The 26,337-nt window shown below is 37.2% G+C and carries 26 protein-coding genes; 16 read left to right on the plus strand and 10 right to left on the minus strand.

What is annotated here, in order from left to right; all coding sequences use genetic code 11:
* Positions 1-49 precede the first annotated feature (49 nt).
* On the minus strand, positions 50-427 hold the full coding sequence (locus tag SFA27_RS06695; RefSeq protein ID WP_047378430.1) for a helix-turn-helix domain-containing protein: 378 nt from the start codon (positions 425-427) through the stop codon (positions 50-52).
* A gap of 91 nt (positions 428-518) precedes the next feature.
* On the opposite strand from SFA27_RS06695, the gene SFA27_RS06700 reads away from it, so the two are divergent.
* On the plus strand, positions 519-1,049 hold the full coding sequence (locus SFA27_RS06700; protein WP_407297166.1) for an NAD(P)H-dependent oxidoreductase: 531 nt from the start codon (positions 519-521) through the stop codon (positions 1,047-1,049).
* 11 nt (positions 1,050-1,060) lie between these two features.
* On the opposite strand, the gene SFA27_RS06705 is transcribed toward SFA27_RS06700, so the two are convergent.
* The 4 genes from SFA27_RS06705 to SFA27_RS06720 form a co-directional block, all read right to left on the minus strand.
* A complete protein-coding gene (locus SFA27_RS06705; RefSeq protein WP_407297168.1) occupies positions 1,061-1,498 on the minus strand; it encodes a hypothetical protein in 438 nt (145 codons plus the stop codon).
* Between the two features lie 321 nt (positions 1,499-1,819).
* On the minus strand, positions 1,820-2,320 hold the full coding sequence (locus SFA27_RS06710) for a DUF2199 domain-containing protein (protein WP_407297170.1): 501 nt from the start codon (positions 2,318-2,320) through the stop codon (positions 1,820-1,822).
* A gap of 57 nt (positions 2,321-2,377) precedes the next feature.
* Positions 2,378-3,964: a patatin-like phospholipase family protein gene (locus SFA27_RS06715; protein WP_407297172.1), complete on the minus strand. Its 1,587-nt coding sequence runs from the start codon at positions 3,962-3,964 to the stop codon at positions 2,378-2,380.
* 159 nt (positions 3,965-4,123) lie between these two features.
* The gene (locus SFA27_RS06720; protein WP_047378426.1) at positions 4,124-5,023 is read right to left on the minus strand and encodes a CorA family divalent cation transporter; all 900 of its coding nucleotides are present in this window, start codon (positions 5,021-5,023) and stop codon (positions 4,124-4,126) included.
* 73 nt (positions 5,024-5,096) lie between these two features.
* Between SFA27_RS06720 and SFA27_RS06725 the strand changes: the two genes are divergently transcribed.
* Positions 5,097-6,119, plus strand: coding sequence for a 3-oxoacyl-ACP synthase III family protein (locus tag SFA27_RS06725; RefSeq protein ID WP_047378425.1), 1,023 nt, complete (start codon positions 5,097-5,099; stop codon positions 6,117-6,119).
* Positions 6,120-6,333: 214 nt separating this feature from the next.
* Here SFA27_RS06725 and SFA27_RS06730 read toward each other — a convergent pair whose 3' ends face one another.
* A complete protein-coding gene (locus SFA27_RS06730; RefSeq protein WP_047378424.1) occupies positions 6,334-7,494 on the minus strand; it encodes a thioredoxin fold domain-containing protein in 1,161 nt (386 codons plus the stop codon).
* 302 nt (positions 7,495-7,796) lie between these two features.
* Here SFA27_RS06730 and SFA27_RS06735 point away from each other — a divergent pair, with 302 nt between their 5' ends.
* A complete protein-coding gene (locus SFA27_RS06735) occupies positions 7,797-9,425 on the plus strand; it encodes a tetratricopeptide repeat protein (RefSeq protein ID WP_407297174.1) in 1,629 nt (542 codons plus the stop codon).
* A gap of 402 nt (positions 9,426-9,827) precedes the next feature.
* Here the strand turns inward: SFA27_RS06735 and SFA27_RS06740 are convergent, their stop codons facing one another.
* From SFA27_RS06740 to pruA, 3 genes are all read right to left on the minus strand, one after another.
* Entirely contained in the window at positions 9,828-10,037 is a 210-nt protein-coding gene (locus tag SFA27_RS06740; RefSeq protein ID WP_407297176.1) for a hypothetical protein, read from the minus strand.
* A 295-nt stretch (positions 10,038-10,332) separates the two neighbouring features.
* Positions 10,333-10,554 (minus strand): hypothetical protein, encoded by a 222-nt coding sequence (locus SFA27_RS06745; protein WP_047378421.1) that lies wholly within the window; start codon positions 10,552-10,554, stop codon positions 10,333-10,335.
* A gap of 405 nt (positions 10,555-10,959) precedes the next feature.
* A complete protein-coding gene (gene pruA / locus SFA27_RS06750; RefSeq protein ID WP_407297178.1) occupies positions 10,960-12,585 on the minus strand; it encodes an L-glutamate gamma-semialdehyde dehydrogenase in 1,626 nt (541 codons plus the stop codon).
* Between the two features lie 407 nt (positions 12,586-12,992).
* Here pruA and SFA27_RS06755 point away from each other — a divergent pair, with 407 nt between their 5' ends.
* The 13 genes from SFA27_RS06755 to SFA27_RS06815 all read left to right on the plus strand — a co-directional run bounded on the left by SFA27_RS06755 (position 12,993) and on the right by SFA27_RS06815 (position 25,010).
* Positions 12,993-13,358 (plus strand): hypothetical protein, encoded by a 366-nt coding sequence (locus tag SFA27_RS06755; protein WP_047378419.1) that lies wholly within the window; start codon positions 12,993-12,995, stop codon positions 13,356-13,358.
* A gap of 159 nt (positions 13,359-13,517) precedes the next feature.
* Positions 13,518-13,820: an urease subunit gamma gene (gene ureA / locus SFA27_RS06760; RefSeq protein WP_034697260.1), complete on the plus strand. Its 303-nt coding sequence runs from the start codon at positions 13,518-13,520 to the stop codon at positions 13,818-13,820.
* Positions 13,821-13,831: 11 nt separating this feature from the next.
* Positions 13,832-14,200, plus strand: a complete 369-nt coding sequence (gene ureB / locus SFA27_RS06765) for an urease subunit beta (RefSeq protein ID WP_407297180.1) — start codon at positions 13,832-13,834, stop codon at positions 14,198-14,200.
* Between the two features lies 1 nt (position 14,201).
* Complete coding sequence (ureC, locus tag SFA27_RS06770) at positions 14,202-15,923, plus strand: urease subunit alpha (protein WP_407297182.1); 1,722 nt, start codon at positions 14,202-14,204, stop codon at positions 15,921-15,923.
* A gap of 113 nt (positions 15,924-16,036) precedes the next feature.
* Complete coding sequence (locus SFA27_RS06775; RefSeq protein WP_047378415.1) at positions 16,037-16,684, plus strand: hypothetical protein; 648 nt, start codon at positions 16,037-16,039, stop codon at positions 16,682-16,684.
* Positions 16,674-17,183 (plus strand): urease accessory protein UreE, encoded by a 510-nt coding sequence (ureE, locus tag SFA27_RS06780; protein ID WP_047378414.1) that lies wholly within the window; start codon positions 16,674-16,676, stop codon positions 17,181-17,183. The genes SFA27_RS06775 and ureE overlap by 11 nt, the downstream gene beginning before the upstream one ends.
* Positions 17,176-17,874, plus strand: a complete 699-nt coding sequence (locus tag SFA27_RS06785; RefSeq protein ID WP_047378413.1) for an urease accessory protein UreF — start codon at positions 17,176-17,178, stop codon at positions 17,872-17,874. Before ureE ends, SFA27_RS06785 begins: the two co-directional genes overlap by 8 nt.
* 259 nt (positions 17,875-18,133) lie before the next feature.
* Entirely contained in the window at positions 18,134-18,772 is a 639-nt protein-coding gene (gene ureG / locus SFA27_RS06790; protein ID WP_047094673.1) for an urease accessory protein UreG, read from the plus strand.
* Complete coding sequence (locus tag SFA27_RS06795) at positions 18,773-19,561, plus strand: urease accessory protein UreD (RefSeq protein ID WP_407297185.1); 789 nt, start codon at positions 18,773-18,775, stop codon at positions 19,559-19,561. It begins immediately after the preceding gene.
* A gap of 116 nt (positions 19,562-19,677) precedes the next feature.
* Entirely contained in the window at positions 19,678-20,379 is a 702-nt protein-coding gene (locus SFA27_RS06800; RefSeq protein ID WP_407297187.1) for a hypothetical protein, read from the plus strand.
* A gap of 196 nt (positions 20,380-20,575) precedes the next feature.
* Positions 20,576-21,463 carry an urea transporter gene (locus SFA27_RS06805; protein WP_407297189.1) on the plus strand — a complete coding sequence of 296 codons (888 nt, stop codon included), beginning with the start codon at positions 20,576-20,578 and terminating at the stop codon, positions 21,461-21,463.
* 175 nt (positions 21,464-21,638) lie between these two features.
* The gene (locus SFA27_RS06810; RefSeq protein WP_407297191.1) at positions 21,639-23,885 is read left to right on the plus strand and encodes a TonB-dependent receptor; all 2,247 of its coding nucleotides are present in this window, start codon (positions 21,639-21,641) and stop codon (positions 23,883-23,885) included.
* 234 nt (positions 23,886-24,119) lie between these two features.
* Positions 24,120-25,010 (plus strand): helix-turn-helix domain-containing protein, encoded by an 891-nt coding sequence (locus SFA27_RS06815; protein ID WP_047378408.1) that lies wholly within the window; start codon positions 24,120-24,122, stop codon positions 25,008-25,010.
* Between the two features lie 130 nt (positions 25,011-25,140).
* Here SFA27_RS06815 and SFA27_RS06820 read toward each other — a convergent pair whose 3' ends face one another.
* Positions 25,141-26,247 (minus strand): DNA topoisomerase IB, encoded by a 1,107-nt coding sequence (locus SFA27_RS06820; RefSeq protein WP_052184823.1) that lies wholly within the window; start codon positions 26,245-26,247, stop codon positions 25,141-25,143.
* Positions 26,248-26,337: the final 90 nt, after the last annotated feature.

A 26,337-nucleotide genomic window follows, 5' to 3' on the forward strand; every position in this document is an offset into this window, starting at 1 on the left:
GTGCATAATGTCAAATACTTCTATTGTCATTCCGTAGGAATCGCATTTTTCAACCATTCTTTGAGGATTGCTTCATCAGCTTTTTATGTTCATTTCCCCATTTTTCAAACTCCAGGATAATGGGTTTTAGCTTATAGCCAATTTCTGTAAGCTCATATTCTACCTTTGGCGGAACTTCTGCATAGACAGTTCTGGTAATAATTTTGTCTTCTTCCAATCGGCGGAGCTGAAGAGTAAGCATGCGTTCGGTAATATTCTGAAGCTTCTTTCTAAGTTCCCCGAATCTCATTTTCCCACTAATCAGATAACAGCAGATTGCCAATGCCCATTGCCCTCCGATAATGTTGGATGCATAGATTTCAGGACATTCATCAGCAAGTGCTTTCTTATTGGCAAAATTAGTAGAGGTTTCCTTTATTTTAGTCATTACTTACATTTTTTATAGTACCATACAATAGGTTGCTAATGTACGAAATGTAAGTTATGTGTAGTAATTTTGTCATAGAAATTTAAACATAATGAAGACCTTAGTAATTGTTACACATCCTGATATTGAAAAATCAGCAATTAATAAAAAATGGATTGATGAATTGAAAAAATACCCGGAAAAATATACGGTTCATCAATTATATGAAGCATATCCCGATGGGAAAATTAATGTGGCACAGGAACAAAAAATGATGGAATCTTATGACAAGATCGTATTTCAGTTTCCCTTTTACTGGTTCAGCAGTCCGCCGCTTTTAAAACAATGGCTGGATGAGGTGGTTTTATATGGCTGGGCATATGGAAGCAACAGTGGTTTCAAGCTGGCAGGAAAGAAAATGTCACTGGCTGTTACTGCTGGAATAGATGAAGAAGGATACTCCACGGCCGGAGAATATAAATACACGATGAAAGAGCTTTTCAGGCCTTATGAACTGACTTTTGATTATATAAAAGCAGATTATAAAGAACCTTTCGTTTATTACGGAATTGAAAGAGATTCTTCTGATGAATGGATCAATAGAAGTGTTCCGATGTATCTGGAGTTTCTGGACCAGTTATAAATGGGTTGATATCAATCAGAATAAAGAAAATATAAGAGGTAATTTTTCTCACTGCCTTTAATAAGAAGAAAATCATACATAATTCCTATAAAGTCATAATCATTATTAAGAGCGATAAAATGTGCGGATTGTAATTGTGTCACTGCTTTTAATGTACTGTAAAATAAATATACTTCGTCATTCTTTCTTCTGTCATTTAATGGGATATTGATCAATTCTCCCCTCTTGAAGAGCCATTCATCTAGAAATCTTTTTAGACCTTGTTCATCTATTGTATTGATATAAGAAATTGAAGTCTTATGAAGACCGCACTTATCTCTCAAGATATCAATAACATCCGTTGAGAGTTCAAATTCTATAATATCATATTGATACATGAGTTCAGTATTTGGCGTGTTTAAGCGGGCGAAAGTGCTCAATATCCCTTTTAAATATTCTAATGTGATCATTTTAATGAATTGTTTAATAAATAGGTTGTTAAAAATGAAAGGGAGATCAAATGCGATTTTTCTGAGATAAATTTTTCATATTTGATTAATATATTTTTATTGAATTTTTCTCAATCTGCCAACTATCCCTACTATGATTAAAAATATTCCTATCATTAAAAAAGGAAGCCATAACGCAAAAGAAATTTCACCCAGTTTGATGATGATTTTAGAATAATCTCCTCTTGCTATAAATAACCCCATGGAGGTGAAAAATATTATAATGGATAAGCCTAAGATTGACAATCCGGTAAAAAAGAGGTACTTGTAAACTGATTTCATCTATTCTCTATTTAAAACTCTGTTGATTCTTTTCTCTGCTTCCTCTTTTGTTATTCCATTATAAAAATCATACACAAACGGATGGTCATAGCTTTGGTGAGGAAAGACAAACGGCCGGCCTACAGAATTATTTACCACAACCGTTGTAGGAACGCTTTCCTGAAAATCATAATCCGGGAGATAGGTAGAAAGCCATCCGAAATATTCGGTTTCAAATTCCTTATTGTCATAATTCTCAACATATTCATTAAAGTTCTTTTCGCTCAATGAAACCCAGATTCCATAATCCAAATCCCTGCAGTCATCTATGACCTCCTGTACCAGAACGGTACGGATAAACCTGTGGATATTCTCGGAATCGTCAACAATACATAAATCTGAGGTGAGTTCAGCATCTTTTAATTCTTCTTCTGACAGACATGAATAGAAATAAGGAGCATTGTAGGCTAGGGCCGGCCAGTCTTCTTTCTCTTCTCCACAGCATTGACAGATGTATTTCATACTATTGTTTTTATTCATAATATTGGTGATTTAAAAACTAAAATACCTAAAGAATCCTTATCCCACGGTAGGCGTATCCTCTTCTTTCAATATTTTCTTCTCTTTCATCGTAAGCATCATTCTTTCATATTTGTACTTTTCCCAGTCGAATCCATTGAGGAAATCAAGAGCAGCCTGAAAACCTCTGTTGAAAAGCTCTTCCTTTTCGCCTCTTTTCATAAAGAAATTCAGCCAGCTGCTGGTACCGCAATTGACACTCTGTATGCTGTACAAACGATAGAAAGTATGTTTCGTAAGGAAGGTTTTGTCATTAAAACCTTTCAACGTACTGATGATATTTCCGGCATAGCTGAAAGGTGTTTTAAGGATTTCTGCACTGCTTTTTCCTTTTTCTGAAAGAATAGCAGAGTCACTCGTCAGCTGCACCCCGAAAAGAGGCATTCTCGGATAAAAAACTTCATCGGCATGAAACAGGTCAATAGGAAAGTTGGAAATACTGCCTCCATCAATGAAAACCCCGGCAGGGTTGATATCTTCAGGTTTGGTATTCATCCAATATCTCCAGGCATACTTTACAGAACTGTCGTTTTTATTGATTTGTTTCTGAAAAGGTTCAAAGAAAAAAGGAACGGCCATAGATGCTCTTACAAACTCAGCCGGACTGATGTGCTTCAGTTCCTCTTCAGACCAGTAGAGATTGGCCATCGTAGGAAGCTCCACCTTAATTTTAGCATTGATATCGGTGGTAATGACCACATATTCAGATTTGAGAAGGTAAAACGGATTGTTTTTATAATAATCATTATTGAGAGCACTTTCATAGAAAATTCTATATCGGGTCGGATCAATATGTTCCTTATTTTTGATTTTAATATTTTCAATACTCTGTATTGCCATCATATAATATTCATGCCCGTTTCCATATCGATAGCTGAGGTTGAGATCCCGTTCTTTCTGAATAAATTTTTCGTTGAGGTGGGCCACCGTTTTTATTCCAAATTGATCCAGTGCATTTTGCATGGTATTCTGAAAAACATTTCCGGGGTTGAGGCCGCTGTTTTCTTTTCTGAAATTGTTATATAGCTTTTGAATGCAGAAAAAGAGAATGACAGCCGGAATCAGAGGAATCAGAAACATCAGTTTGGCATTCAGTATAGTGTTTGAAGAAGCCAGAAAAGGAATACTGATCAGGATTATGAAAAGGATCGCAGCAATAATGGCATTGATCTTAAAAAAATCCTTATTGTTAAGCATCGCATGAAGAGTAGTTTTTACATAGGTTTTCCCATCCATAAAATCGGAAAAATCCCAGCTGAAAAGGATTTCTTTGATAAGCTCACTTTTGCGCTCTTCTTTGGTTTTACAGGCTGCAATGAGCATGGTATTAATGGCTCCGGCACTCGTTCCGGCTACTTTCAGAAAACGCACACCGAATATTTCCAGGCCGTAAAGATAACCTACCAATGCACTTCCCCAGACACCACCACCTTCCTGTACAAACTCTACATACTGATTCCCAGACTGATCCAGGAGATCAGAGAATTCTTTGGCGGATATATTCTCATGCAAAGCAGCCAGTTTTTCTTTGGAGTCCTGCGAAAGAGAAGAATCTTCCAGAACTTTGTTAAGGTTTTCAGTAGTCATGGTATTTTGTTTTGATGGTGTAGTCATTGTGATCTGAGGTGAAGCAATCTCTGATCTAAAATAGTCAACTAGGTTATATTGTATCGGAGATAAAATCTTTGCGCCTTAAAACATATATCATTTTGTATTCTTATGCGCCTTTGCGTTTGTAAAAATGAATTACCATTGTTTTCTCCTTACATAAATAAATGTACTGATCATAACTGTAGCCATAGCTCCCAGTGTTATAAAATATCCGTATTTGTGATGCAGTTCAGGCATATTATCGAAATTCATCCCATAAACCCCAGCAATAAAGGTAATAGGTAAGAAGTAAATAGAATAGATAGCCAGAACTTTCATAACCTGGTTGGCCTTTTGATCCGAAAGTGCCAGGAACATTGAAATAAGGTTGGTGATCTGAATATTTAAATGATCAAAATCCGCCACTACATCTTTATGTTTATCCTTTAAATCAACAATTTCGGAGTCCTGTAAATTCAATAATTTAAATTTATCAATAGCATCCGTAGAAATCACCAGTACCCGTGAATTTAATCCTGATTTTCTTTTCAGTTTATAAAGACGGCGGATCTGGTTTGTATGATTCGTATTTTTAAGGAAAATCTCATTCTCTATATTGTCCATAGTCTCGAACAGGCTTAAAGATTCATCATCAAAACTTTTCATGATCAATATAGCAATCATTAACGTTATCTGGTGAGGATTAAGATCTTCCTGAATCAAAGAAACTTTCTTCTTGACTTCGGTGATGCTTCTGGTTTTCATCCTGTGGATGGTGATAATGGTATTTTCCACCAGAAAAATCCCGATCTTGGTGCTGATATCACTGATGGTATTCAGATTCTTTCTTTCCAGCTCTGTGCTCTCACGAAGGAGAAAGAATTTGACATTTCCGTCTTCTTCATATTTGGGAAGGTGGTTGGGATCCATGGTATCTTCCAGAAGAAGATTATTGATTTCATATCTTTCATGAAGGAATTTCAGGTCTTCTGCTGTAGGAGCCTCTACATCTACCCATTCACACTGGGAGGTTCTGTATATCGTATCAATTGGCATAAAGTAAAAATACTAATATTTTGAAAAACTATGTGTTAAATAAGTTTTATCTTTGCCAAAATTAAAAAACTATATGATTAAAAGTACAATAAAAGGTGTGGGATTTTATGTTCCAGATAACGTTGTTACAAATGATGATTTAGCAAAACTAATGACTACAAATGACGAATGGATTACGGAAAGAACGGGTATCAAAGAAAGGAGACACAGAAAAAACAGGAATGATGCTCAGGAAACCACTGCTTATTTAGCATTTAAAGCCTCAGAAAAAGCCATTCAGAATGCAGGTCTTACCTCAAAAGACATTGATTTTATTGTTTTTGCAACCCTCTCTCCGGATTACTATTTCCCGGGAAGCGGGGTATTGCTTCAGGATATGCTGGGATGTGATACCATTGGAGCATTGGATGTAAGAAATCAATGTTCAGGATTTGTATATTCTATGAGCGTTGCTAATGCATTTATTAAATCAGGTACTTATAAAAATATCCTTGTTGTTGGAGCAGAAATTCACTCTTTCGGATTAGATTTTTCTGACGAAGGCAGAGGGGTTTCTGTTATTTTCGGAGATGGAGCAGGAGCGGTTGTACTTTCAGCTTCAGAAGATGAAAATTCAGGTGATATTTTAGCAGTAAATATGCATTCTGAAGGGAAATATGCAGATGAACTTTGTACTCAGTTCCCGGGGTCAAAATTCGGATGGAGTGACAGAATGAGAAAAGAACCTGAAAATGTAACCAACAAAGAGGTATATCCGATCATGAACGGTAACTTCGTGTTCAAACATGCGGTAACAAGGTTCCCGGAGACTATGATGGAAGCATTGAACAAAGCAGGAAAAACAGTTGAAGATCTTGATATGTTTATTCCACATCAGGCTAACCTTAGAATTGCTCAGTTTGTACAGGAAAAATTCGGATTACCGAACGAAAAGATCTTTAACAATATTCAGAAATACGGAAACACGACCGCAGCTTCTATCCCTATTGCTTTAAGTGAAGCGATTGAACAGGGGAAAATCAAAAGAGGAGACTTGGTCCTTCTTTCAGCTTTCGGAAGCGGATTTACATGGGGAAGTGTTCTGTTTGAATACTAAATGAAGAGAATAAATCGCTTGTTATATCTTATAAAATAGAAGGAGAGCTTTATTTTCACTTATATTACAACTGAAGACGTGAAAATTCCCCTCCTTTGGAGAGGTGTCAAAAATTCAAAGAATTTTTGACGGGGTGGTTTGCCATTCCTGCTCACCAAACAAAATAAAACCGCAGAACTTCAGTTCTGCGGTTTTTTACTTTATGTATTCCTAATTAAAGGCTTTTCAATAATTTTTCGGTGTCAGAAGAATCCTGCCCTGTGCTTTTTGCAAGCTCAATAGACTTTTCAGCCCAGGTTTTTGCATTTTTCTTGTCTCCAATTTTATTGTAAAGATTGGCCAGAGTATCTGTATTGGCAAAGTTCTGATCTTTCTTTACAGATTCCTGTGCCCATGCAATTGCTTTTTCAAGAGATGATTTATTGCTTACGTTTTCAAAGAAGTTCCAAGCAAGAGAATTCAGCTCTTCAGAACCTGCTGCAGAATAGTCTTTGTATAAATCAAGGATCAGTTTTTCATACTCAGGAATATCTTTATTCTTTAAAGCTCTGTTGGCTTTCATTCTTTTTAAGATCTTGTCAGCCTCTTCTTTGCTTAGGAATTTCTGAGTTTCAGACATGAAGTAGTTGTCGTCCCATTTTTTTGTATCTGCGTTATATGCTTTTTTGGAAACTGTATTCAGCTTGATGTTTTTGTCAAACTTTTCATACTTATCTTCCGGGAAGAATTTAATGATATCCGCTTTCTTATCCTGGAAAATTTTGTACAGAGGGCTGTCTGTAGTTTGAACCCCTGAAAGAAGCATTTGAACATCTTCCTGATCTAAACTTGGCTTCTGCTGGAAATAACGGTTAAGTACTTTACCGGCAAACTCAGCATCATTATACATGGTAAGTCCTGCAAGGTTCTTTAGAAACTCAGGATCTTTTTCTCCTTTTTCAAACTGCTGCTTTAGAGAAGTCAGTCTTTTGTTCGGATCTTCAGCATCTTTGGCAAACTGGATAAAGTCTTTTTCTTCAACATATCCTAACGTTCTGTGTACCGCTTCACCGTTTCCGTCAATAAACAGATAAGTAGGGAATGCTTTTACATTATATTTTTTGGCCAGCTCAATTCCTTCTCCTTTTTCCATGTCAATTTTAGCATTGATGAAGTGAGAATTATAATAGTCACCCACAGACTGAAGTGGAAAGATATTTTTCACCATCAGTTTACAAGGTCCACACCATGAAGCATATGCATCTATAAAGACCAGTTTTTTTTCTTTTTTTGCTTTGGCAAGGATAGACGCGAAGTTGCCGTCTTCAAATTTAATTCCCTGTGCCCATGCAAGAACTCCTATAAAGATTGAGGAAAGTATTGCTATTTTTTTCATAAAAACTTTTTATTCCCTGCAAATGTAATAAATATGATGACACATGAGCCGTTCATATTGAAAATAATTATACCATAACATTAGTTTTAAAACAGAGATAGGGGGATATGAAAGATAATCACCTATTGTTTTTGTGTAATTATTAAAATTAATGTAAATGGTTATTTTGGGTTAAATAGTTAAATTTCAATATAATGTTTTAATAAAAAATAAAATATCACTAGTTTTGTAAAAAACAAAAAGACACCCAGTGAAAATAATGATGAATTATTATAAAATAAAAAATAATAATTTGTTTCTGTATGTCTAAAAATCTCCTGAAATTTTTGTTTTTGCTGATAACAGCAGTCCCCATATTGGCTCAGAAAAAAAGCAGCTTTGACCTGATCTGTGAAAAAACTTCTTCTGTTACGGCGTATAAGGACTTACCCAAAGCGATCAAGACTGCGGATTCTCTTTATATGTTGGCACAGAAACCTTCTGAGAAAATACAATGCCTTATTCTCTCTTCAGAACTTTATCATCATGCTGGTGAGCTTAAAAAAGCTATTTGCTATAGTGAAAACGCCCACTCAGTAATCAATCAGACTAACGATCCGGAATGGATGGCTGTTGTAACCAGATTACTTGGCAGACAATATAGACAGGTAGGGTTGTATGAAAGGTCTAAAAAATACATTGTAAAAGGGCTGGAAGCTTCCGGCAGGATTACTGATTTTCAAAAAAGCAATGAGGCGGCAGGACTCTTGAATCAGGAAATGGCTTTCTATGAAATGGAGCTGGGTAATTACTCCAATGCAATACGATTTATAGAATCTTCCCTGAAATATTTTGAAAGAATCAATAGCCGTAATGAAGACAGGACTGCTGCTGCTTCCTATCAATTGCTGGGTGATGCCTATTTCAAACTTAATGATTATCCCGTTTCTGAAAATTATTACAGGAAAGCTGAAGGCCTGCTTAAAGTTGGAAGCTGTACGCTCGGATTGGTTTATAATGGTTTGGGAGGAATCCGTCTGAAGCAGAAAAACTGGAAAGAAGCTGAACTATATCTTAAAAAAGCAGAAAAAATAGCAGATACTTCCCGAAGTCTTACATTGAAAAAAGCAGTATACTCCAATATAAATGATTACTATGAAGGAGTAGGGGATAATTTCAAAGCTTCTTTATATGCTGTGAAATATGTAAGGACATATGACAGTATTGCAGCCCGTAATCAAAGTTTCACAATGAAAGGGGCAGAGATTTCAAAAGGGAAGATCAGCAAAAAGGGCGGACATATGAATCTGGTGAAAAATGCCACCATTATTGTCCTGTTTACTTTGTTGATTGGTTTACTTGTTTTCTTCAGAATGAAGCAGAAAAAACAACGTTCAAAGTTCAGAAATATCATAAGAACTCAGTTGAAAGTGAGCCGCAGCAGGAGTAATCATCCTTTAAAACAATCTGATGGTTCTGAGTTTTCCAATATATCTGTGGAAGAAATTGATGAAAAAGATTCTGAAACAGACCGAAGACGAAATGATTCTCTGATGACTTCCGAAACCGAATCAAAGCTGCTTGAACTTCTTGACGATTTTGAGAAAGGTGATCTCTATAACAATAAAGGAATGTCTCTGTCTTTTCTTGCAGGTGAATTAAATACCAATACAAAATACCTGTCTTATGTAATTAACCAGCATAAAAGTGCTGACTTTAAATCATATGTCAACCGTTTAAGAATCAAATATATTGTTGATAAGCTGATCAACGATGAGAAGTACAGGCAATATAAAATAAGCATTCTTGCTGATGAATGCGGCTTCTCTTCACACAGTAAGTTTGCTGCAGTTTTCAAAGCAGTCACAGACTATTCCCCATCAGCTTATATCAAATATCTTGATGCTGAAAATCAATCAGATAAAAATGTTCATTTTCCTGAAAATGATTAAAAAAAGATAGATTTTTAAATTCTACCTTACTATTTTCACGAAAATGAACAACCTATTATTTTACAGGAACCCTTTGCTGTCCTATCTTTGCGCCAGTTCCAGGGACATGAACACAATCATACTACAGCTGATCTCTTTTATTTTTTGAAGGAATATCCTTTTTCTGAAATAATATAAAGCAAGACAATTTCCCTAAGCTTACAACTAAACCATGAAAAATTGATATATGGAACACGGGCATATTTCATTATTGAAACAGCCACGGTTCCCATTTTTATCTTTAAAAGGAAATATTCTGTTCAAGAATATCAAATATACCTCATAATCGGGGTTGATTGCCCGGTTTTTTTTCAGTCAAGTTTTTTTAAGTGCAAATCCACAGACTTCTGTGGATTTGTGATTTTATTTAACCTTTGTACTGTCGGGTTTTGTTTTTGAAGTATCGGTAGCTGCCGGAGCAGGTATAGAATTAGCCACAGCAGAATCACCCATTTTATTTCTTAAAGAATCCTTGTTGTGGGCATCTTTATATTCCTCTCTTTTTTCTTTATTCTGAGCACAACTTCCAAGGAAAAGAAGTCCAATAGCTGCTCCTATCCAGAATTTTTTCATAGTAGTATATTTTTAATGTTTGGTGTTAATCAAATGTAAGAATTTAATTAAAAAGATAAAAGATAAAAGATAAAAGATAAAAGATAAAAGATGTTGTTATTAAAACTCAATAGGGGTGGGTTTTAACCCACCTTTAAAAATAATATATAATCATCGGCTTTAGCCAAAACCTAAAAATGAGCGTTTTCAAAACGAAACTTCATGATAACTCCAACATTTCTGGTTATTCAATAAAAAAATCTGCAGCGCTTTCATCTGCAGATTTTCCATTTTAAATTGAACGTATATCAAAATACTATTTGACAGGAGACATTACCGCAGAATCTTTTTTTATCTTGATACTGTCAGGATTTGTCATTTTTGTAGTCATAGTATCAGTGGTTGCAGGCGATACACTTTTTTGTGTATTGTCTACCGTCGCTGAATCACGGCTGCTCGATGACATTGACGATTCTTTGGTTCCACAGCTCACTGCAAATATTCCTATTCCAATGACTGTTAGCAATAACTTTTTCATACTATCTTATTTTGGGGTGTATACGTATTGAAAATCAACAATTATTCCTAAGAGGGTAAGGAAAATCGTAAAATATAGGTAAAGTTTGTTAAAAGATGTTAGGTAGCAGGTGGTTAGGGGTGAGGGGGAGAGTTATAGAGTTATAGAGTATTAGAGTATTAGAGTATTGAAGAAGGTAAAGTACTTCTTTAACTATTAATAACTTTAAATCTTAAACCTTGAACTCTAAACTTTAAACCTTAAACCTTGAACTCTAAACCTTAAACCTTGAATTTTAACTTGTACCTTAAACCCCGAACCTCGTATCCCGAACCCACCATAAAAAAGCCCCGAAACCGAAATTCCGAGGCTGTATTCAAAGAACAGACAATAATTACTCATTGCCTATTATTCATTACTTATCAATTACCCAAGGTATGGATATTTGTAATTTTTTGGAGAAACAAACGTTTCTTTTACGCTTCTTACAGAAACCCATCTTAGAAGATTCATTTTAGAACCTGCTTTGTCATTTGTTCCTGAAGCTCTACCACCACCGAAAGGCTGTTGTCCTACTACAGCACCTGTTGGTTTATCATTAATATAGAAGTTACCTGAAGCATTCTCTAAAGCTTTATAAGCTTGATTGATTGCGTAACGGTCTTGTGAGAATACAGAACCTGTTAATGAATAAGGAGAAGTAGAATCTACCAGTTTCAGAGTTTCTTTCCAGTCCTGATCTTCATATACGTAGATTGACAAGATTGGGCCGAAGATCTCTTCTACCATGCTTTCGTAGTGAGGATTTGTAGTTTCAATCACTGTTGGATGTACGAACCATCCTTTAGAATCGTCATATTTTCCACCGATTGCAACAGTGGCTTCACCTGAAGCATTAGCTCTATCAATATATCCTTTACATTTTTCGAAAGAATTTTTGTCAATTACTGCGTTTACGAAGTTTGAAGTATCTTCTGGAGAACCTACTTTGATAGAATTCATCTGAGTTTCCATTACTTTTTTCACGTCAGCCCAAAGAGATTTAGGTACATAAGCTCTTGAAGCAGCAGAACATTTTTGTCCCTGATATTCAAAAGCACCTCTTACCAATGCAGTAGCTACAGCTTCTACGTTAGCAGATGGGTGAGCGATTACAAAATCTTTACCACCTGTTTCTCCAACGATTCTTGGATATGTTCTGTAATTGTGGATATTATCACCAATCATTTTCCACATTCCCTGGAATACTTTCGTAGAACCTGTGAAGTGAAGACCGGCAAAATCACGGTGTGCCAATACTTTTTCAGCAGTTTCTTTTCCATCTGTAAAGATCATATTGATAACCCCTGCAGGAAGACCCGCTTCTGTCAATACATCCATGATTACTTTTGCAGAATATACCTGCTTGTCAGACGGCTTCCAAACCACTACGTTTCCTAACATTGCCATACAAGTAGGAAGATTTCCGGAAATCGCTGTAAAGTTGAACGGAGTTACTGCAAAGCAGAATCCCTCTAATGGTCTGTACTCAACACGGTTCCAGATTCCATTGTCAGAAACCGGCTGCTCAGCATACATTTCTGTCATGAATTCTACGTTGAATCTTAAGAAGTCAATAAATTCACAAGCCGCATCAATTTCAGCCTGGTGTACATTTTTAGACTGCCCGATCATTGTAGCAGCATTAATTACATCTCTGTAAGGACCAGCCAAAAGATCAGCTGCCTTTAAGAAAATTGCGGCACGCTGTTCCCAGCCTAGTTCATTCCATTCCTGTTTAGCTGCCAATGCCGCGTTGATAGCGTCATCCACATGCTGCATACCACCCTGATAGTAGAAACCGAAATCATGAGCATGATCCTGTGGAGACTGAAGCTGTACTTTTGTATCAGTTTTCACTTCTTTTCCATTGATGATCATTGGAACTTCAATCTTTTCAGCCCACATTTTTTTATAAGTGTCGATAAGGCTTTTAACTTCCGGAGATCCCGGTTCATAAGAATTTACCGGTTCATTTACCGCTAATGGTACTTGCGAAATTGCTTTTGACATATTACGTTTTATTATTTTATTAATTAAATAAGATGTGTATACAAATTTACGATAATTATAAGGAAAGAAAAAAATACCGCCTGTTTTTATGAAATAAAGCCTATTGTTAAGTAATCGTTAATGAATAAAGGATTTTTAACATCCTGTAGTGATAATAGTAGATGTATTTATATGATCTTTTAAATAGAAGGAAAAAATGAGGAGGATAATCAGAATTATAGGAATAGGGACAATAAAATATTTGTCATAGTTCATAAGCAATGCTTAAGTGTTATAAATAAGGGATTTATCATGAAATGTTAAAATTATATAAAATTGTATTTGTTGCGATTTTGAACATTTTAAATAATCTTTTTGATAGCCAAGGTTTTAAGATTGTTCTAATTTTACACCATTATTAACAGGGTATGAAAAAAAGAGTCCTATTTTTCTCTTTTGTCTTATTTTTCTCAGCATTGTGTGCAGGTCTTTTTGTACATAAAGGGAAAACTCAATCATATTCTGATATTATCTCAAAAATTAATCTCCTTCAGCAGAAATCCGATCAGCAGACCCAGCCTGAGATCTACAGTTTTTCAGATGTGCAGGATGTACAGGATTCCAATGACTGGGAGAAAGTAAAATTTGATTACTCAATACTTGCACAGCAATGGCTTAATTATTTCTTTGCAGGCTATTCTCACAATACACGGGTTGCGGCCGTTCAAAACCGTATTTATATTACAGCACCGAGATACATTCTGTATCACTGTCTGCAGATAGCGGGCTGCTAATCCCTTTTTTTAATTCTTAAATGATCTGTTATGGTTTGTATTCATGTTAATACAGATCCGTAAGAATCATTTCCCATTTTACATTTTTTTGAACATTTCTATTTGCCTTTACACAAAGGTGAACAGGATTCTGTTTGTCCAATTTTAAATAAAAATATTATGCACTTAACACCGAGAGAAACGGAGAAGCTTATGCTATTTCTGGCAGGCGAACTCGCTCTAAAAAGAAAGGCAAGAGGCCTTAAATTAAACTACCCGGAATCAATAGCTCTGATCAGCCACTTTTTGCTTGAAGGAGCAAGAGACGGAAAAAAAGTAGCCGAACTAATGCAGGAAGGAGCAAACCTTCTTACCAAAGAAGATGTGATGCCAGGCGTTTCAGAAATGATTCATGATGTTCAGATTGAAGCTACTTTCCCTGATGGAACCAAGCTGGTAACCGTACACAACCCAATCCGCTAATACTACTGATTATGATACCAGGAGAAATTTTTGTAAAAGAAGGTACAATTATCTGCAATGAAGGCAGAGAAACTGTAAAAATAAAAGTGACAAACACAGGAGATCGTCCTATTCAGGTAGGTTCACACTTTCACTTTTTTGAAGTCAATAAAGCGATGAGCTTTGACCGCGAGAAAGCTTTCGGAAAGAGACTGAATATTGTAGCAAGTACTGCAGTACGTTTCGAGCCAGGAGAAGAAAAAGAAGTGGAGTTGGTAGAAATAGGAGGAACCACAAAAGCAATGGGCTTCAATAACCTTGTTGACGGACAGGTAGATTCTGAAGAACAGAAAAAAGCAAGCCTTGCAAAAGTTGAAGAGTTAAACTTTAAAAATCACTAAGATGAGCTTAAACGTAGACAGAAAACAATACGCCAATATATTAGGTCCTACAGCCGGAGATAAAATCAGACTGGGAGACACTGAAATTATCATTGAAATTGAAAAAGATTTCACTCACTACGGTGACGAAGCAGTTTTCGGAGGAGGAAAAACTGTACGTGACGGGATGGGACAGAATGTTACCGCTAAAAGAGACGAAGGTGTTCTGGATCTTTGTATTACAGGAGCTGTAATCATTGATCACTGGGGAATTGTAAAAGGTGATATCGGGATCAAAGACGGAAAAATTGTAGGAATCGGAAAAGCAGGTAATCCTGATACGATGGATGGTGTATCTCCTAATATGATTATTGGTGCTTCAACGGAAGTTCATGGTGGAAAAGGATATATCGTAACTGCAGGAGGAATTGACACCCATATTCATTATATCTGTCCTCAGCAGATCGAAACATCACTTTACAGCGGAATCACTACAATGATCGGTGGCGGTACAGGTCCAAATGATGGAACTAATGCTACCACAGTAACTCCGGGGAGATTCAACATGCAGAAAATGCTTGAAGCAGCAGAAGAATATCCTATGAATCTTGGTTTCTTCGGAAAAGGAAACTGTTCGGCAGAAGAACCTATTGAAGAGCAGGTGGAAGCAGGTGCTTTAGGGGTAAAAATTCACGAAGACTGGGGAGCAACTCCCGCAACGATTGATGCCGCATTGAAAGTAGCGGATAAATATGACGTTCAGGTTGCCATCCACACCGATACGTTGAATGAAGGAGGATTCCTTGAAGATACCATGAGAGCAATCAACGGAAGAGTGATCCATACATTCCACACAGAAGGAGCAGGAGGAGGCCACGCACCGGATATCATTAAAGCGGCTATGTATCCCAATGTATTACCAGCTTCTACAAACCCTACGCGTCCTTACACAGTAAATACAATCGATGAGCACTTAGATATGCTGATGGTTTGCCACCACCTGAGCAAAAACATTCCTGAGGATGTAGCTTTTGCAGATTCACGTATCCGTCCTGAAACCATTGCAGCAGAAGATATTCTTCATGATATGGGAGTTTTCAGTATTATGAGCTCAGACTCTCAGGCGATGGGAAGACCCGGGGAAGTGATCACAAGAACATGGCAGACAGCAAGTAAAATGAAGGAGCAGAGAGGCGCTTTGGAAGAAGATGAGAATACAGATAATGATAACTACCGTGCAAAAAGATATGTTGCGAAATATACCATCAACCCAGCTATTGCACACGGTATTTCAGAATATGTAGGATCTCTTGAAGAAGGAAAACTGGCAGATTTGGTAATCTGGAAACCTGCATTATTCGGAGTAAAACCGGAAATGATTGTAAAAGGAGGATTTGTGATTGCTGCTAAAATGGGAGATCCTAATGCATCTATCCCAACGCCTCAGCCTGTTATTTACAGAAATATGTTCGGAGCCCACGGAAAAGCTAAGTTTGGGACTTGTGCCAACTTCGTTTCCCAGATTTCTATTGACAACGGAACAATTGCTTCTTACAAACTGGAAAAAATGATTCTTCCGGTGAAAAACTGTAGAAATATTTCCAAAAAAGATCTAATCCATAATGATAAGACTCCTTTAATTGAAGTGAATCCTGAAAACTATAAAGTAACGGTAGATGGTGAATACATCACTTGCGAACCTGCGGAAACACTTCCTTTAACACAGTTGTATTACTTGTTCTAAGATAAATTTTACGAATAAAACCTAACAGGTTTCAAAAACCTGTTAGGTTTATTTAACAACTAAAAAAGATTTATCAGTCCATATTTTAAAATAATTATAGAACTAAGTATAGAATGAAATATTTAAATAAAACAGTTTTTTCTCTTGTCATAGCCGGTGTGTCTATGCTGTCAGGAAATCTGAATGCTCAGTTTCTGGGCGGGCACAGGCTGAAAAGCGATGAAGATGGACCAAAAGGACAGTTTATGGTCTATGGTTCCTTAGATTATTCTAAAATTACAACTCCGTCAAGCAGCAGCAGTACCGTTTCCAGTGCACCGCTTGGAGTAGGTTACTTTATCAATAATAATGATCTTATCGGGGTCAATTATGCTTACTCGCAGAATACGGTTGATCATAATGTAGTATACAAACAAAATGAAGCCGGTATCTGGTATAGTCCATCCCTAATGCTTGGAAAATATTTTGTATTGATTGGCCAGGTGGATGCCCATTATGTTTGGGGACAACAGTTGTCAACAGCTGCTGACACAATGCAGAATTTTAATGGATTCCGTCTTCGTGCCTATCCTTTGATTGGGATATTATTAGGAGGAGGCTGGGCACTGAAATTCAAATTTGCAGAGCTATCCATGCTTCAGACCAAAACAAAAGAAGAAGGCTGGACGAAAAGCTATGTAGCAGGAATCAGTGGTTCCACTTTCGGAGTAGGGATTTCCAAAAACTTAGACTTCAGAAAAAAATCGAAAAATGATAATTAATCAAATCATAGGCAATCTAACTGAAAATCCTACGGAGAAAACCATAGACTATCTTGATCTGGAATGGTTTGAAACCACTAAAAGAATCCAGCGTAAAAAAACCAGACAGGGAATTGACGTTGCCATCAAGTTTCTCAGAGAAGGGCAGCGTTTGCGTGAAGGAGATATTCTTTTTGAGGATGCAGAAAAAATAATTGCGGTAAATGTTCTGGAAACAGAAGCTATCGTGATGTCACCAACCTCACTGCTGGAAATGGGTACCGTGTGTTATGAGATCGGGAATAAACATATCCCGCTTTTTATTCAGAATGACAAAGTATTGCTTCCTTTTGAAATGCCGATGTTCAGATGGCTGGAGGCAAGCGGGTTCAAACCGGAAAAACAATCTGTGAAACTGCTGAATCTTCTTAAATCGAATGTAGAACCTCACGGACACGGAAGTTTGGGATCAACAATCTTTACAAAAATCCTAAAAATGGCTGCCCCGAAAGATGAATAATATAAACATAAATTTCCTTTCAGGACTGCTTCATCTAGCAGACCCCACACTTCCCATCGGTGGTTATACCCATTCTAACGGACTTGAAACCTATGTACAGGAAAGAATTGTACATAATCTGGCAACAGCAAAAGAGTTTGTACAGAATATGCTTCAGTACAACCTTAAATTCAATGATGGAGCTTTTGTAAAACTGGCTTATAAAGCAGCAGAAAAAGGAGACTTAGAGGGGTTGATACTTCTTGATAATGAATGTAATGCGATAAAATGTCCAAAGGAAATCCGCCAGGCCAGCCAGAAACTGGGGCTCAGACTGATCAAAATTTTCAAGAGAAGAGAAAGTTTCCCTTTTATGGAAGCTTTTGAAAAAGCAGTTCAGAATAAAGAAGCCAATTCTCATTACTGTATTGTGTTCGGAGTGTATGCTTACCTGATGAAAATTCCTTTGTACGAAGCACTTTTGGGATTCTACTATACTTCAGTTGCCGGAATGATTACCAATGCTGTAAAATTGGTTCCTCTCGGACAGCTGGACGGACAGGATATCCTGTTTTCTCTGTATCCTGTAATGGAAAAAACAGTATGGGAAACCATGGAACTGGACAGAGATATGGTAGGACTTTGTAATACCGCTTTTGATATCAGGTGCATGCAGCATGAAAGGCTTTATTCAAGGCTTTATATGTCATAGAAAAGGTAAAAAGGAAGTAAAGGCAAAATGATTAATGACGGTTGGAAAGCTAAGAGAATGAAGAAGTTTAAAATTCAATGAATGCGTATGCCTCTTAGCCGAATGAAACGCCTTTGCATCCTTTACAATATTCTCAATTAAAAAAATATACCTGAAACAAGGTGCTCTTTGCTGAGTGAAACGCCCTTGCGATCGAAAAATATTCAAAATCAAAAAAACTTAGCGCCCATAGCGTTAAAAAAAGTAAAATTTAGAAAAAATGGAAAATAGAAAGTATATAAAAGTAGGAGTGGCAGGACCTGTAGGTTCCGGGAAGACTGCATTATTGGAACGTTTAAGCAGAAAATTATTCGGGACTTATGATCTTGGAGTAATTACTAATGATATTTATACCAAAGAAGATGCTGAATTTATGGCGAAAAACAGCCTTCTTCCCCACGACAGAATTATCGGTGTAGAAACAGGAGGTTGCCCCCACACTGCCATTCGTGAAGATGCAAGTATGAATCTTGAGGCAGTAGATGAACTGGCAGCACGTTTCCCGGAAATCGAACTGGTTCTTATCGAAAGTGGAGGTGATAACCTTTCAGCAACATTCAGCCCGGACCTTGCGGACGTTACGATCTTCATTATCGATGTAGCCGAAGGTGAAAAAATCCCAAGAAAAGGAGGACCTGGTATTACAAGATCAGACCTGTTGATCATCAATAAAATTGACCTTGCCCCTTATGTAGGAGCCAGCCTTGAAGTAATGGAAAATGATGCCAGAAGAATGAGAAAAGGAAATCCTTTTGTATTTACAAATCTGAAAACAGATGAGGGATTGGATAAAGTAATAGGTTGGATCAAAAAATATGCTCTTTTAGAGGAAATTGAAGAACCCAACCTGGTAAGATAAATGGATAGTCGTTTAAAAATTATTGCAGGATTCAAGGGAGGAGAATCCTATGTGAAAGACCTTTATGTCTCGCTTCCTTTCAGAGTAGTTTCTGTAGGACAGCGGAAAAGTGACAAAAAGCTCTATCAGATGGTGATGAGCTCCTCTCCGGGAATTCTGGATGGAGACCATTATCATCTGGATGTTACCCTTGAAAAAGGAGCTGCTCTTCAGCTGCAGTCGCAATCTTATCAGAGATTGTTCAATATGAAGGATAAAGCACTTCAGGAGCTCAATGTCTCTATGGAAGACGAAACCTCTTTTGCGTATGTACCTCATCCGATCGTTCCGCATGAAGATTCCAACTTTAAGAGTAAAGCGAATATTCATATCGGAAAAGACAGTCAGATCATCATCAGTGAGATCATTACCTGTGGGAGAAAACATTATGGTGAAGTTTTTAAACTGAAGCGTTTTCAGAATGTCATGGAAATTTATCACAACAATAAACTGGTGGTGAAAGATAACGTTCTGATCCAGCCTGACATGATCCCGATCAGCAGTATCGGAAATCTGGAACAATATACCCATCAGGGAACCCTGATCTTTTACAGCACAAAGGAGAATGTAGATAAAAACGGATTGATCGAAGAGATCGTTGAAGCAGCTGCACAGCATCATGAAGAAATGGAAGTAGGAGTTTCCGCAATGGAAGATAACGGTTTCGTAGTAAGGGCTTTGGGACACGGAGGTGAAATGATGTATAACCTCTTCCTGCATATTCAGGAAATCCTTTGGTCACTTGAGTAAAAAGGATACTAATATATTCAATAGAAGCGGGCTTTAGCCCGCTTAATAAAAAGAAATTTCCCATTGGCTTTAGCCAAAACTTAATAAAGAATCTGAAATAACAGAATTAATAAAAAATGGATAGTACAGTTTGGGCGCTTCTTTTGAGTGCCATTTCAATAAGTTTTATACATACCGCTTCAGGGCCGGATCATTACCTGCCATTTATCGTGATCTCAAAATCCAAAAAATGGAGTGGAATGAAAACAGCCATCTTAACAGTTGTCTGCGGATTTGGACATGTGTTCAGTTCTCTGATCTTAGGTTTTATCGGGGTTTTCCTTGGATGGCAGCTGAATAAAATCTCATGGTTTCAGGATATCAGAGGGAATTTCTCTGGATGGGCACTGCTTATTTTGGGAGGAGTTTATCTGGTGTATGGTCTGATTCAGGCAATAAGAAACAAACCTCATAAACATTTTGATGTGATGGGTGATGACGTGTATGTATATGAACATAATCACAGCGAAGTCGTAATGCCTCAAAAAAGAATAAAAGTGACTCCGCTTGTATTGTTCATGATTTTCGTGATGGGACCAAGTGAACCTTTGATTCCTTTATTATTCTATTCGGGAGTAAAACATTCAATGTCTGAAATTGCCATACTGGTAACTTCTTTCACAGCAACTACAGTCTTGACAATGCTTGGAATGGTTCTTCTGGGACGTTACGGATACTCAACCCTATTCAATACCGAAAAACTGGAAAGATATATGGGAGTGATAAGCGGAGCGGTGGTAACCGTTTGCGGTGTTGGAATGGTATTTCTTGGATGGTAAACGAGTTCCGGGGTACGAGTGGTAGAGTTTGAGGGTAAGAGAGTTTGAGAGTGGAATTGTTTAAAGTTTAAGGTTTAAAGTTGTTATCCTTTCACTGATAATTGACAATTCACTATTCACTTGCGAAGCAAAATTGATTCTGTCTTCAACATCATTAATACATTTTACATTCTACATTAATACAATAAAAAAAACTATGGACGAATTTTTCAAAAAACTACCCTTTTTAGACAATATATTAAAAGGAATCGGGCAGATTATGCTCCAGGAAAACAGATGGACCGGGCTTCTGTTTCTGATAGGAATCTTTATGGGAAGCTGGCAGTGCGGAGTTGCAGTACTGCTTTCAACAGCGGCCGGAACTTTTACAGCAATGAAGCTTAAATATAATCAATCTGAAATCAATGCAGGACTTTATGGTTTCAGTGCAGCCCTTGTGGGAGTTGCATTATCCTTCCTTTTCGAGACTACGGTTCTGATCTGGGTTTTAATCGTGTTGGGTGGGGCATTGGCAGCTGTTATTCAGCATTTCTTTATCCAAAAGAAAATTCCGGTGTTTACTTTTCCTTTCATCATCATTACATGGGTATTGGTTTTTGCTTTGCATCAGTTTACCCATATTCCGCCGTCTGCGATGTTGAGCAGTGAAGTAGTTCCTACAGAATATGATGACTTTCTTGCCTGTACCAACGGATTCGGCGAGGTGATATTCCAGGGAGGAATACTTTCAGGAATGATTTTTTTTCTTGCCGTTTTCATCAGTTCCCCGATAGCTGCCTTATACGGATTGGCCGCGTCTATTCTTGGGGCAGGATTATCACAGTTGAATGGTGAACCTATTAAAGAAATTCACATGGGATTATTTGGATTTAATGCTGTCCTTTCGGCAATTGTTTTCTCAGGAGTCAAAAAAACAGATGGCTTATGGGTGCTGATCGCTGTCCTTATTACCATTGCTATTGATGACCTTTTGATTGATAATCATTGTCTGGATATTGTTGGAGGAGTGTTTACTTTCCCATTTGTAGCCGGAACGTGGATTACTCTTTTACTACAGAAGGTACTTCTTAAAGTAAAAAAATAGAGCTGGAGGAGTTGGAGAGTTGGAGGGTTTGAGAGTTTTAAGGGAGTTTAAAGTTCTTTTATGATAATTGACGATTCACTTGCGAAGCAAAATTCACTATTGATATTCCTACAATTTCTAAAATCATAATACATTATACACCGTACATTATACATTGTACAAAAAAATAAAAAAAATGAAAATAACAAAAATAGCAGCCGTATTTCTGGTCATGGCTTTCAGTGGAAAAATGATGGCGCAGGAAACCGAAAAACAGCTGCTGATAAAAGATGCAGATGACAAATTTCCCATTGCAGATGCTTTGGTAAAATATGACAACGGAAACAACCATACTCATACAGGAACAGACGGTAGATTCGCCATTCCTGTAAAATCCCTTCCTGATACTCTTTTGATCAGCCGTCCGGGATACGATGAGGTAAAATGGGTGGTGACCAATGATGAAGATAAAAATAAAGTTATTTTTTTACAGCATAAGCCGTTTCAGATTTCTGAAGTAGCCATCAATCACAGCTCGTTTTTGTCAGCTATAACGAAGGTTGATTTGAATAAATTTCCGGTAAGCTCAGCACAAGATCTGCTCAGAAAAGTTCCGGGATTGTTTATTGCACAGCATGCGGGTGGTGGAAAGGCGGAACAGCTTTTTTTAAGAGGATTTGATGCTGATCATGGTACCGATGTAAGCGTAAATGTAGACGGAATGCCGGTGAACATTGTTTCTCACGCTCATGGTCAGGGATATTCTGATCTACACTTTGTAATTCCTGAAACTGTTAATAATATAGACTTTGGAAAAGGAGCTTATTATATGGACCGCGGAGACTTCAATACAGCGGGATATGTGGATTTTCAGACATACAATGGGTTAAAAAACAGTATGATTAAGCTGGAAGGAGGCCCATTCAATTCAAAAAGAGTCCTGGGAATGTTCAATATTCTGCATGATGATCTGGGACGAAAAAATGCGTATATAGCAGCAGAATACAACTATACAGACGGACCTTTTGATGTAAAACAGAATTTTAACAGAGTCAATATCTTCGGGAAATACAATCAATGGCTTACGGATAACGATTATTTCAATATCCAGTTCTCTACATTCAATTCTTCGTGGAATGCTTCCGGACAGATTCCGGAACGTGCCGTAGATGAAGGAATCATTGGGAGATGGGGAAGTATAGACCCTACGGAAGGCGGAAAAACATCCAGAACAAACCTTCAGATGAACTTCAAGCATATTATTTCTCCTTCCGAACAGATTGATGCCATGGCTTTCTATTCAAAGTATAATTTCAATCTGTATTCTGATTTCACCTTTAATTTAAAAGATAAAGATCATGGCGACGAAATTCAGCAGACTGACGGAAGAAATATCTACGGTGCCGAAGTAAAATATACCAAAACTTTCACCCTGGCCAACAGCTCTTTAAACTGGACTTCTGGAATTGGATTAAGAAATGATGATATCAATACGCTACAGCTTAACCACGTTTATCACAGAGATATGCTGCTTGATAAATTATCAGACGTGACAGGAACAGAAACCAATCTTCATGCATACTCAGGACTGGTATGGAAAACCGGAAAATGGACCATTAATCCGGCTTTGAGAGTAGATCATTTTATCTTTAATATGCACAATCTTTTGGATGCAGAACAATTACCGTCCGGACAGTCAAAAGAAGCAACAAGACTGAGCCCGAAACTTAACTTTTCATATGCCCAGAATGATAATGTGATGTGGTTCCTGAAAACGGGAATGGGTTTTCACTCCAATGACCTGAGAGTAGTGGTTCCCAATAAAAATGAAAATACCCTTCCATATTCTATTGGAGCAGATTTCGGGGTGAGATTACACCCATTCAAATCCTTGATCATCACTCCGGCATTATGGTATATGGATCTTCAGCAGGAATTTGTCTATGTAGGAGATGATGCAGTAGTAGAGCCTTCCGGAAAATCAAGACGCTTCGGTGCCGATCTTGGAGTGCGTTTTCAGCCATTGGAAAACTTTTATCTGAATGCGGATATCAATTACTCTCATGCAAGATTTACCGAAGAAGAAAAAGGTCAGGATTACGTTCCATTAGCTCCGGTAGTCACCAGTACAGGATCTGTAAACTGGGATTTCCTGCATGGTTTTTCTTTAGGACTTCAGTACAGATATCTTGGAGCAAGACCCGCTGTAGAGGATAACAGCATCAGAACGAAATCTTACTTTGTCAATGATCTTATGCTTTCCTATAACCGCCAGAAATGGGGCGCAAATGTTCAGTTGAACAACCTTTTCAACGTGAAATGGAACGAAGCCCAGTTTGCAACAGAAACTCAGCTAAAAGGAGAAGCGGAACCAGTTACAGACCTTACTTACACCCCGGGAAGTCCTTTTGGAGTGAGAGTAGGAGTGTATTATAAGTTTTAAAGTAATGTATAATGTATAATGTATAATGTATAATGTATAATGTATAATGTATAATGTATAATGTATAATGTTGCGCTGGTAATTATTTTTTTGAAAGTATAAATAGCAGATAATTAATATGTTATTATTGTTTTCAAAGATGGCCATACATTGTACATTATACACCTGACATAATACAATAAAAAACATCCAAATCTCCAATTTCCGCATTAAATTTGTAATAATCAACTCACTATGGAAGTACTATCCAATTTTCAATATAAAAAGCTTTTTCTTCCGAATATTACGGACAAGATATTAGCCAATAATGCTGATATACAGCTGTATCGGATAGAAAACTATCTGAAAGGAATTCTGATGCCGGTGATTCCGTACCGTACAACGTTCAATTTTATTATTTTCGTTACAAACGGCCATATCAGACAATACCTTGAAAATAAAGAATATCATGCTGAAAAAGGCGGGGTTATCTTCATCAAGCAGGGTACCATTACGGCAACGGTTGAGTTATCAGACGATATTGAAGGTTTCTTCCTTGCTTATGAAAATAATATCCTCTCCGAACAGGAACTGCCCAAGCATAAAAGCAGCATATTTTTCATGACTCCCTTCCTGAATCTTGACAGCCTGACCTACGGCACCATTACACAGCTTCTTCCCATTATGGAGCAGGAATTGTGGCTAAATAATCTCAATATCAATGATGTAGTAGTGACGATGCTTCATCTTGTTTTAATCAAAATGCTGAGCACAGACTCTGATACTCATCACAAATCAGCGACACGTCCTATGGAATTGTCCCTTCAGTTTCGGGATCTTTTGTTTAAATATCATGTGGGGGAAAAGAGAGTAGCATTTTATGCCGATAAACTGTCTGTAACAGAAAGCTATCTGAATAAATGTGTAAAGGGTGTAACCCAGAAATCACCAAAACAGTGGATCAATGAAATTGATATCAATTACAGCAAAGCATTACTTCACTCCAGTAAAGATATTGCAGAAATTGCTTATGAGCTGAATTTTCATACCGCTTCTCATTTTACCCAGCTTTTCAAAAAAATTGCAGGCATTACCCCGAAGGAGTACAGAACTCAGTTTTTGAGCAGCAGCAGGATTTCAGTTTGATGTAAAGAATAAAGATTTTGATGTCAATGGTGAATCTGCTACGCAAGTGAAAAGTCAATAGAATTCATGAAGTGTAGTATAAAAATTCACTGCGAAGCAGATTCACCATTCACTATTGACCGAAAATTCCCTACATTCTCTCGTTTTCCAGAATTTTCAGTACCAGCCTTTCCTCTTTTGTCAGATCAGCTTTTCCATCATTTTCTTCTATAATTTCCAGTTCGTCAAGATATTTTTTGATTGTATTGTTTTCGTAAAGGTTAATAACTAAAGGATGAACATAATATTTTCTGCAGACAGCCGATGTATTTCCCAAGTTTTCTGCAACAATCTCCAAGGCCTCTTTTACTTTCTTTTTATACTGAGTATCATTTTCTGCATATCCGATTTCTTTAAAAGCGATCAGAGCGCTTACCGTTCCGGACCAGGTTCTGAAATCCTTAGCCGTAAAATCTTCACCGCTTATTTCTTTTATATACTCATTCACCATTCCCGAATCTATAGAATGACGGTTTCCTTCGTCGTCAAAATATTGGAAAAGCTCTTTCCCGGGAATATCCTTACATTTCTGGATGAGTCTTGCCAGCCTTTTACTTTTAAGATCAACGTTATGCATAATACCTTTTTTTCCTTTAAAAGAAAAAGTAATCTTTTGTCCTTTTACTTGAACATGTTTACCTTTTAAGGTTGTCAATCCAAAAGAGCCATATAATTTTTCGTAAATATTATTGCCGATACGAATGTTGGTTCTTTGCATAAGGCTTACAATTAAAGCCAGGATTTTCCGTTTCTCAAAATTTCTCAGAGTAAGATCCTGTTCTACCTGAAGCCGGATGTCTGGTAATGCATATCCGAACTGAAGCATCCTGTAAAATTTTGTATGATTTCTTAAAGCACTCCAAAGAGGATGGTAGCGGTATTGTTTTCTTTTCCTGACATCAAAACCTGTTGCCTGAAGATGTCCGTTTTCCAGTGCACAGATCCATACATTTTCCCAGGCAGGCGGAATCACAAGTTTATTGATCCTTGTAATTTCTTCTTTATCCTTTATCTTTTCACCGTCTTTATAATAGGAATATTTCTTTCCTGTTTTCTTACGGGTAATTCCGGCGGTTTCTGCATCGGTGGTATATACAAGATGTACCGCCTTTGCAGAAGCTTCCGGGTCCTTCATTATTTTAACAATTTTTGAAGGCTTAAGGTGAGAAATCATCTCCAAGTCTGTGTTCTTCTCCATAAAGCATGGTTAAGAGTTTTTACCCCTCGAAAAAATCAGTAAAAGAATCCCTGCTATTACACAGACTAAGAGAATTCCCCACCACATTCC

The sequence above is a fragment of the Chryseobacterium sp. HR92 genome (genome assembly GCF_045689405.1).
Lineage (GTDB): Bacteria > Bacteroidota > Bacteroidia > Flavobacteriales > Weeksellaceae > Chryseobacterium > Chryseobacterium viscerum_A.

Bases quoted from the DNA above. Each gene is read 5' to 3' on its own strand.
- ureC (WP_407297182.1), top strand. From the start codon at position 14,202: ATGAGCTTAAACGTAGACAGAAAACAATACGCCAATATATTAGGTCCT.
- SFA27_RS06695 (WP_047378430.1), bottom strand. From the start codon at position 427: ATGACTAAAATAAAGGAAACCTCTACTAATTTTGCCAATAAGAAAGCA.
- ureA (WP_034697260.1), top strand. From the start codon at position 13,518: ATGCACTTAACACCGAGAGAAACGGAGAAGCTTATGCTATTTCTGGCA.
- SFA27_RS06735 (WP_407297174.1), top strand. From the start codon at position 7,797: ATGTCTAAAAATCTCCTGAAATTTTTGTTTTTGCTGATAACAGCAGTC.
- SFA27_RS06710 (WP_407297170.1), bottom strand. From the start codon at position 2,320: ATGAAATACATCTGTCAATGCTGTGGAGAAGAGAAAGAAGACTGGCCG.
- SFA27_RS06745 (WP_047378421.1), bottom strand. From the start codon at position 10,554: ATGAAAAAGTTATTGCTAACAGTCATTGGAATAGGAATATTTGCAGTG.
- SFA27_RS06775 (WP_047378415.1), top strand. From the start codon at position 16,037: ATGAAATATTTAAATAAAACAGTTTTTTCTCTTGTCATAGCCGGTGTG.
- SFA27_RS06705 (WP_407297168.1), bottom strand. From the start codon at position 1,498: ATGATCACATTAGAATATTTAAAAGGGATATTGAGCACTTTCGCCCGC.
- SFA27_RS06820 (WP_052184823.1), bottom strand. From the start codon at position 26,247: ATGGAGAAGAACACAGACTTGGAGATGATTTCTCACCTTAAGCCTTCA.
- ureG (WP_047094673.1), top strand. From the start codon at position 18,134: ATGGAAAATAGAAAGTATATAAAAGTAGGAGTGGCAGGACCTGTAGGT.
- SFA27_RS06730 (WP_047378424.1), bottom strand. From the start codon at position 7,494: ATGAAAAAAATAGCAATACTTTCCTCAATCTTTATAGGAGTTCTTGCA.
- SFA27_RS06810 (WP_407297191.1), top strand. From the start codon at position 21,639: ATGAAAATAACAAAAATAGCAGCCGTATTTCTGGTCATGGCTTTCAGT.
- SFA27_RS06805 (WP_407297189.1), top strand. From the start codon at position 20,576: ATGGACGAATTTTTCAAAAAACTACCCTTTTTAGACAATATATTAAAA.
- SFA27_RS06715 (WP_407297172.1), bottom strand. From the start codon at position 3,964: ATGACTACTGAAAACCTTAACAAAGTTCTGGAAGATTCTTCTCTTTCG.
- SFA27_RS06785 (WP_047378413.1), top strand. From the start codon at position 17,176: ATGAATAATATAAACATAAATTTCCTTTCAGGACTGCTTCATCTAGCA.
- SFA27_RS06740 (WP_407297176.1), bottom strand. From the start codon at position 10,037: ATGAAAAAATTCTGGATAGGAGCAGCTATTGGACTTCTTTTCCTTGGA.
- SFA27_RS06800 (WP_407297187.1), top strand. From the start codon at position 19,678: ATGGATAGTACAGTTTGGGCGCTTCTTTTGAGTGCCATTTCAATAAGT.
- pruA (WP_407297178.1), bottom strand. From the start codon at position 12,585: ATGTCAAAAGCAATTTCGCAAGTACCATTAGCGGTAAATGAACCGGTA.
- SFA27_RS06725 (WP_047378425.1), top strand. From the start codon at position 5,097: ATGATTAAAAGTACAATAAAAGGTGTGGGATTTTATGTTCCAGATAAC.
- ureE (WP_047378414.1), top strand. From the start codon at position 16,674: ATGATAATTAATCAAATCATAGGCAATCTAACTGAAAATCCTACGGAG.
- SFA27_RS06700 (WP_407297166.1), top strand. From the start codon at position 519: ATGAAGACCTTAGTAATTGTTACACATCCTGATATTGAAAAATCAGCA.
- SFA27_RS06755 (WP_047378419.1), top strand. From the start codon at position 12,993: ATGAAAAAAAGAGTCCTATTTTTCTCTTTTGTCTTATTTTTCTCAGCA.
- SFA27_RS06795 (WP_407297185.1), top strand. From the start codon at position 18,773: ATGGATAGTCGTTTAAAAATTATTGCAGGATTCAAGGGAGGAGAATCC.
- SFA27_RS06720 (WP_047378426.1), bottom strand. From the start codon at position 5,023: ATGCCAATTGATACGATATACAGAACCTCCCAGTGTGAATGGGTAGAT.
- ureB (WP_407297180.1), top strand. From the start codon at position 13,832: ATGATACCAGGAGAAATTTTTGTAAAAGAAGGTACAATTATCTGCAAT.
- SFA27_RS06815 (WP_047378408.1), top strand. From the start codon at position 24,120: ATGGAAGTACTATCCAATTTTCAATATAAAAAGCTTTTTCTTCCGAAT.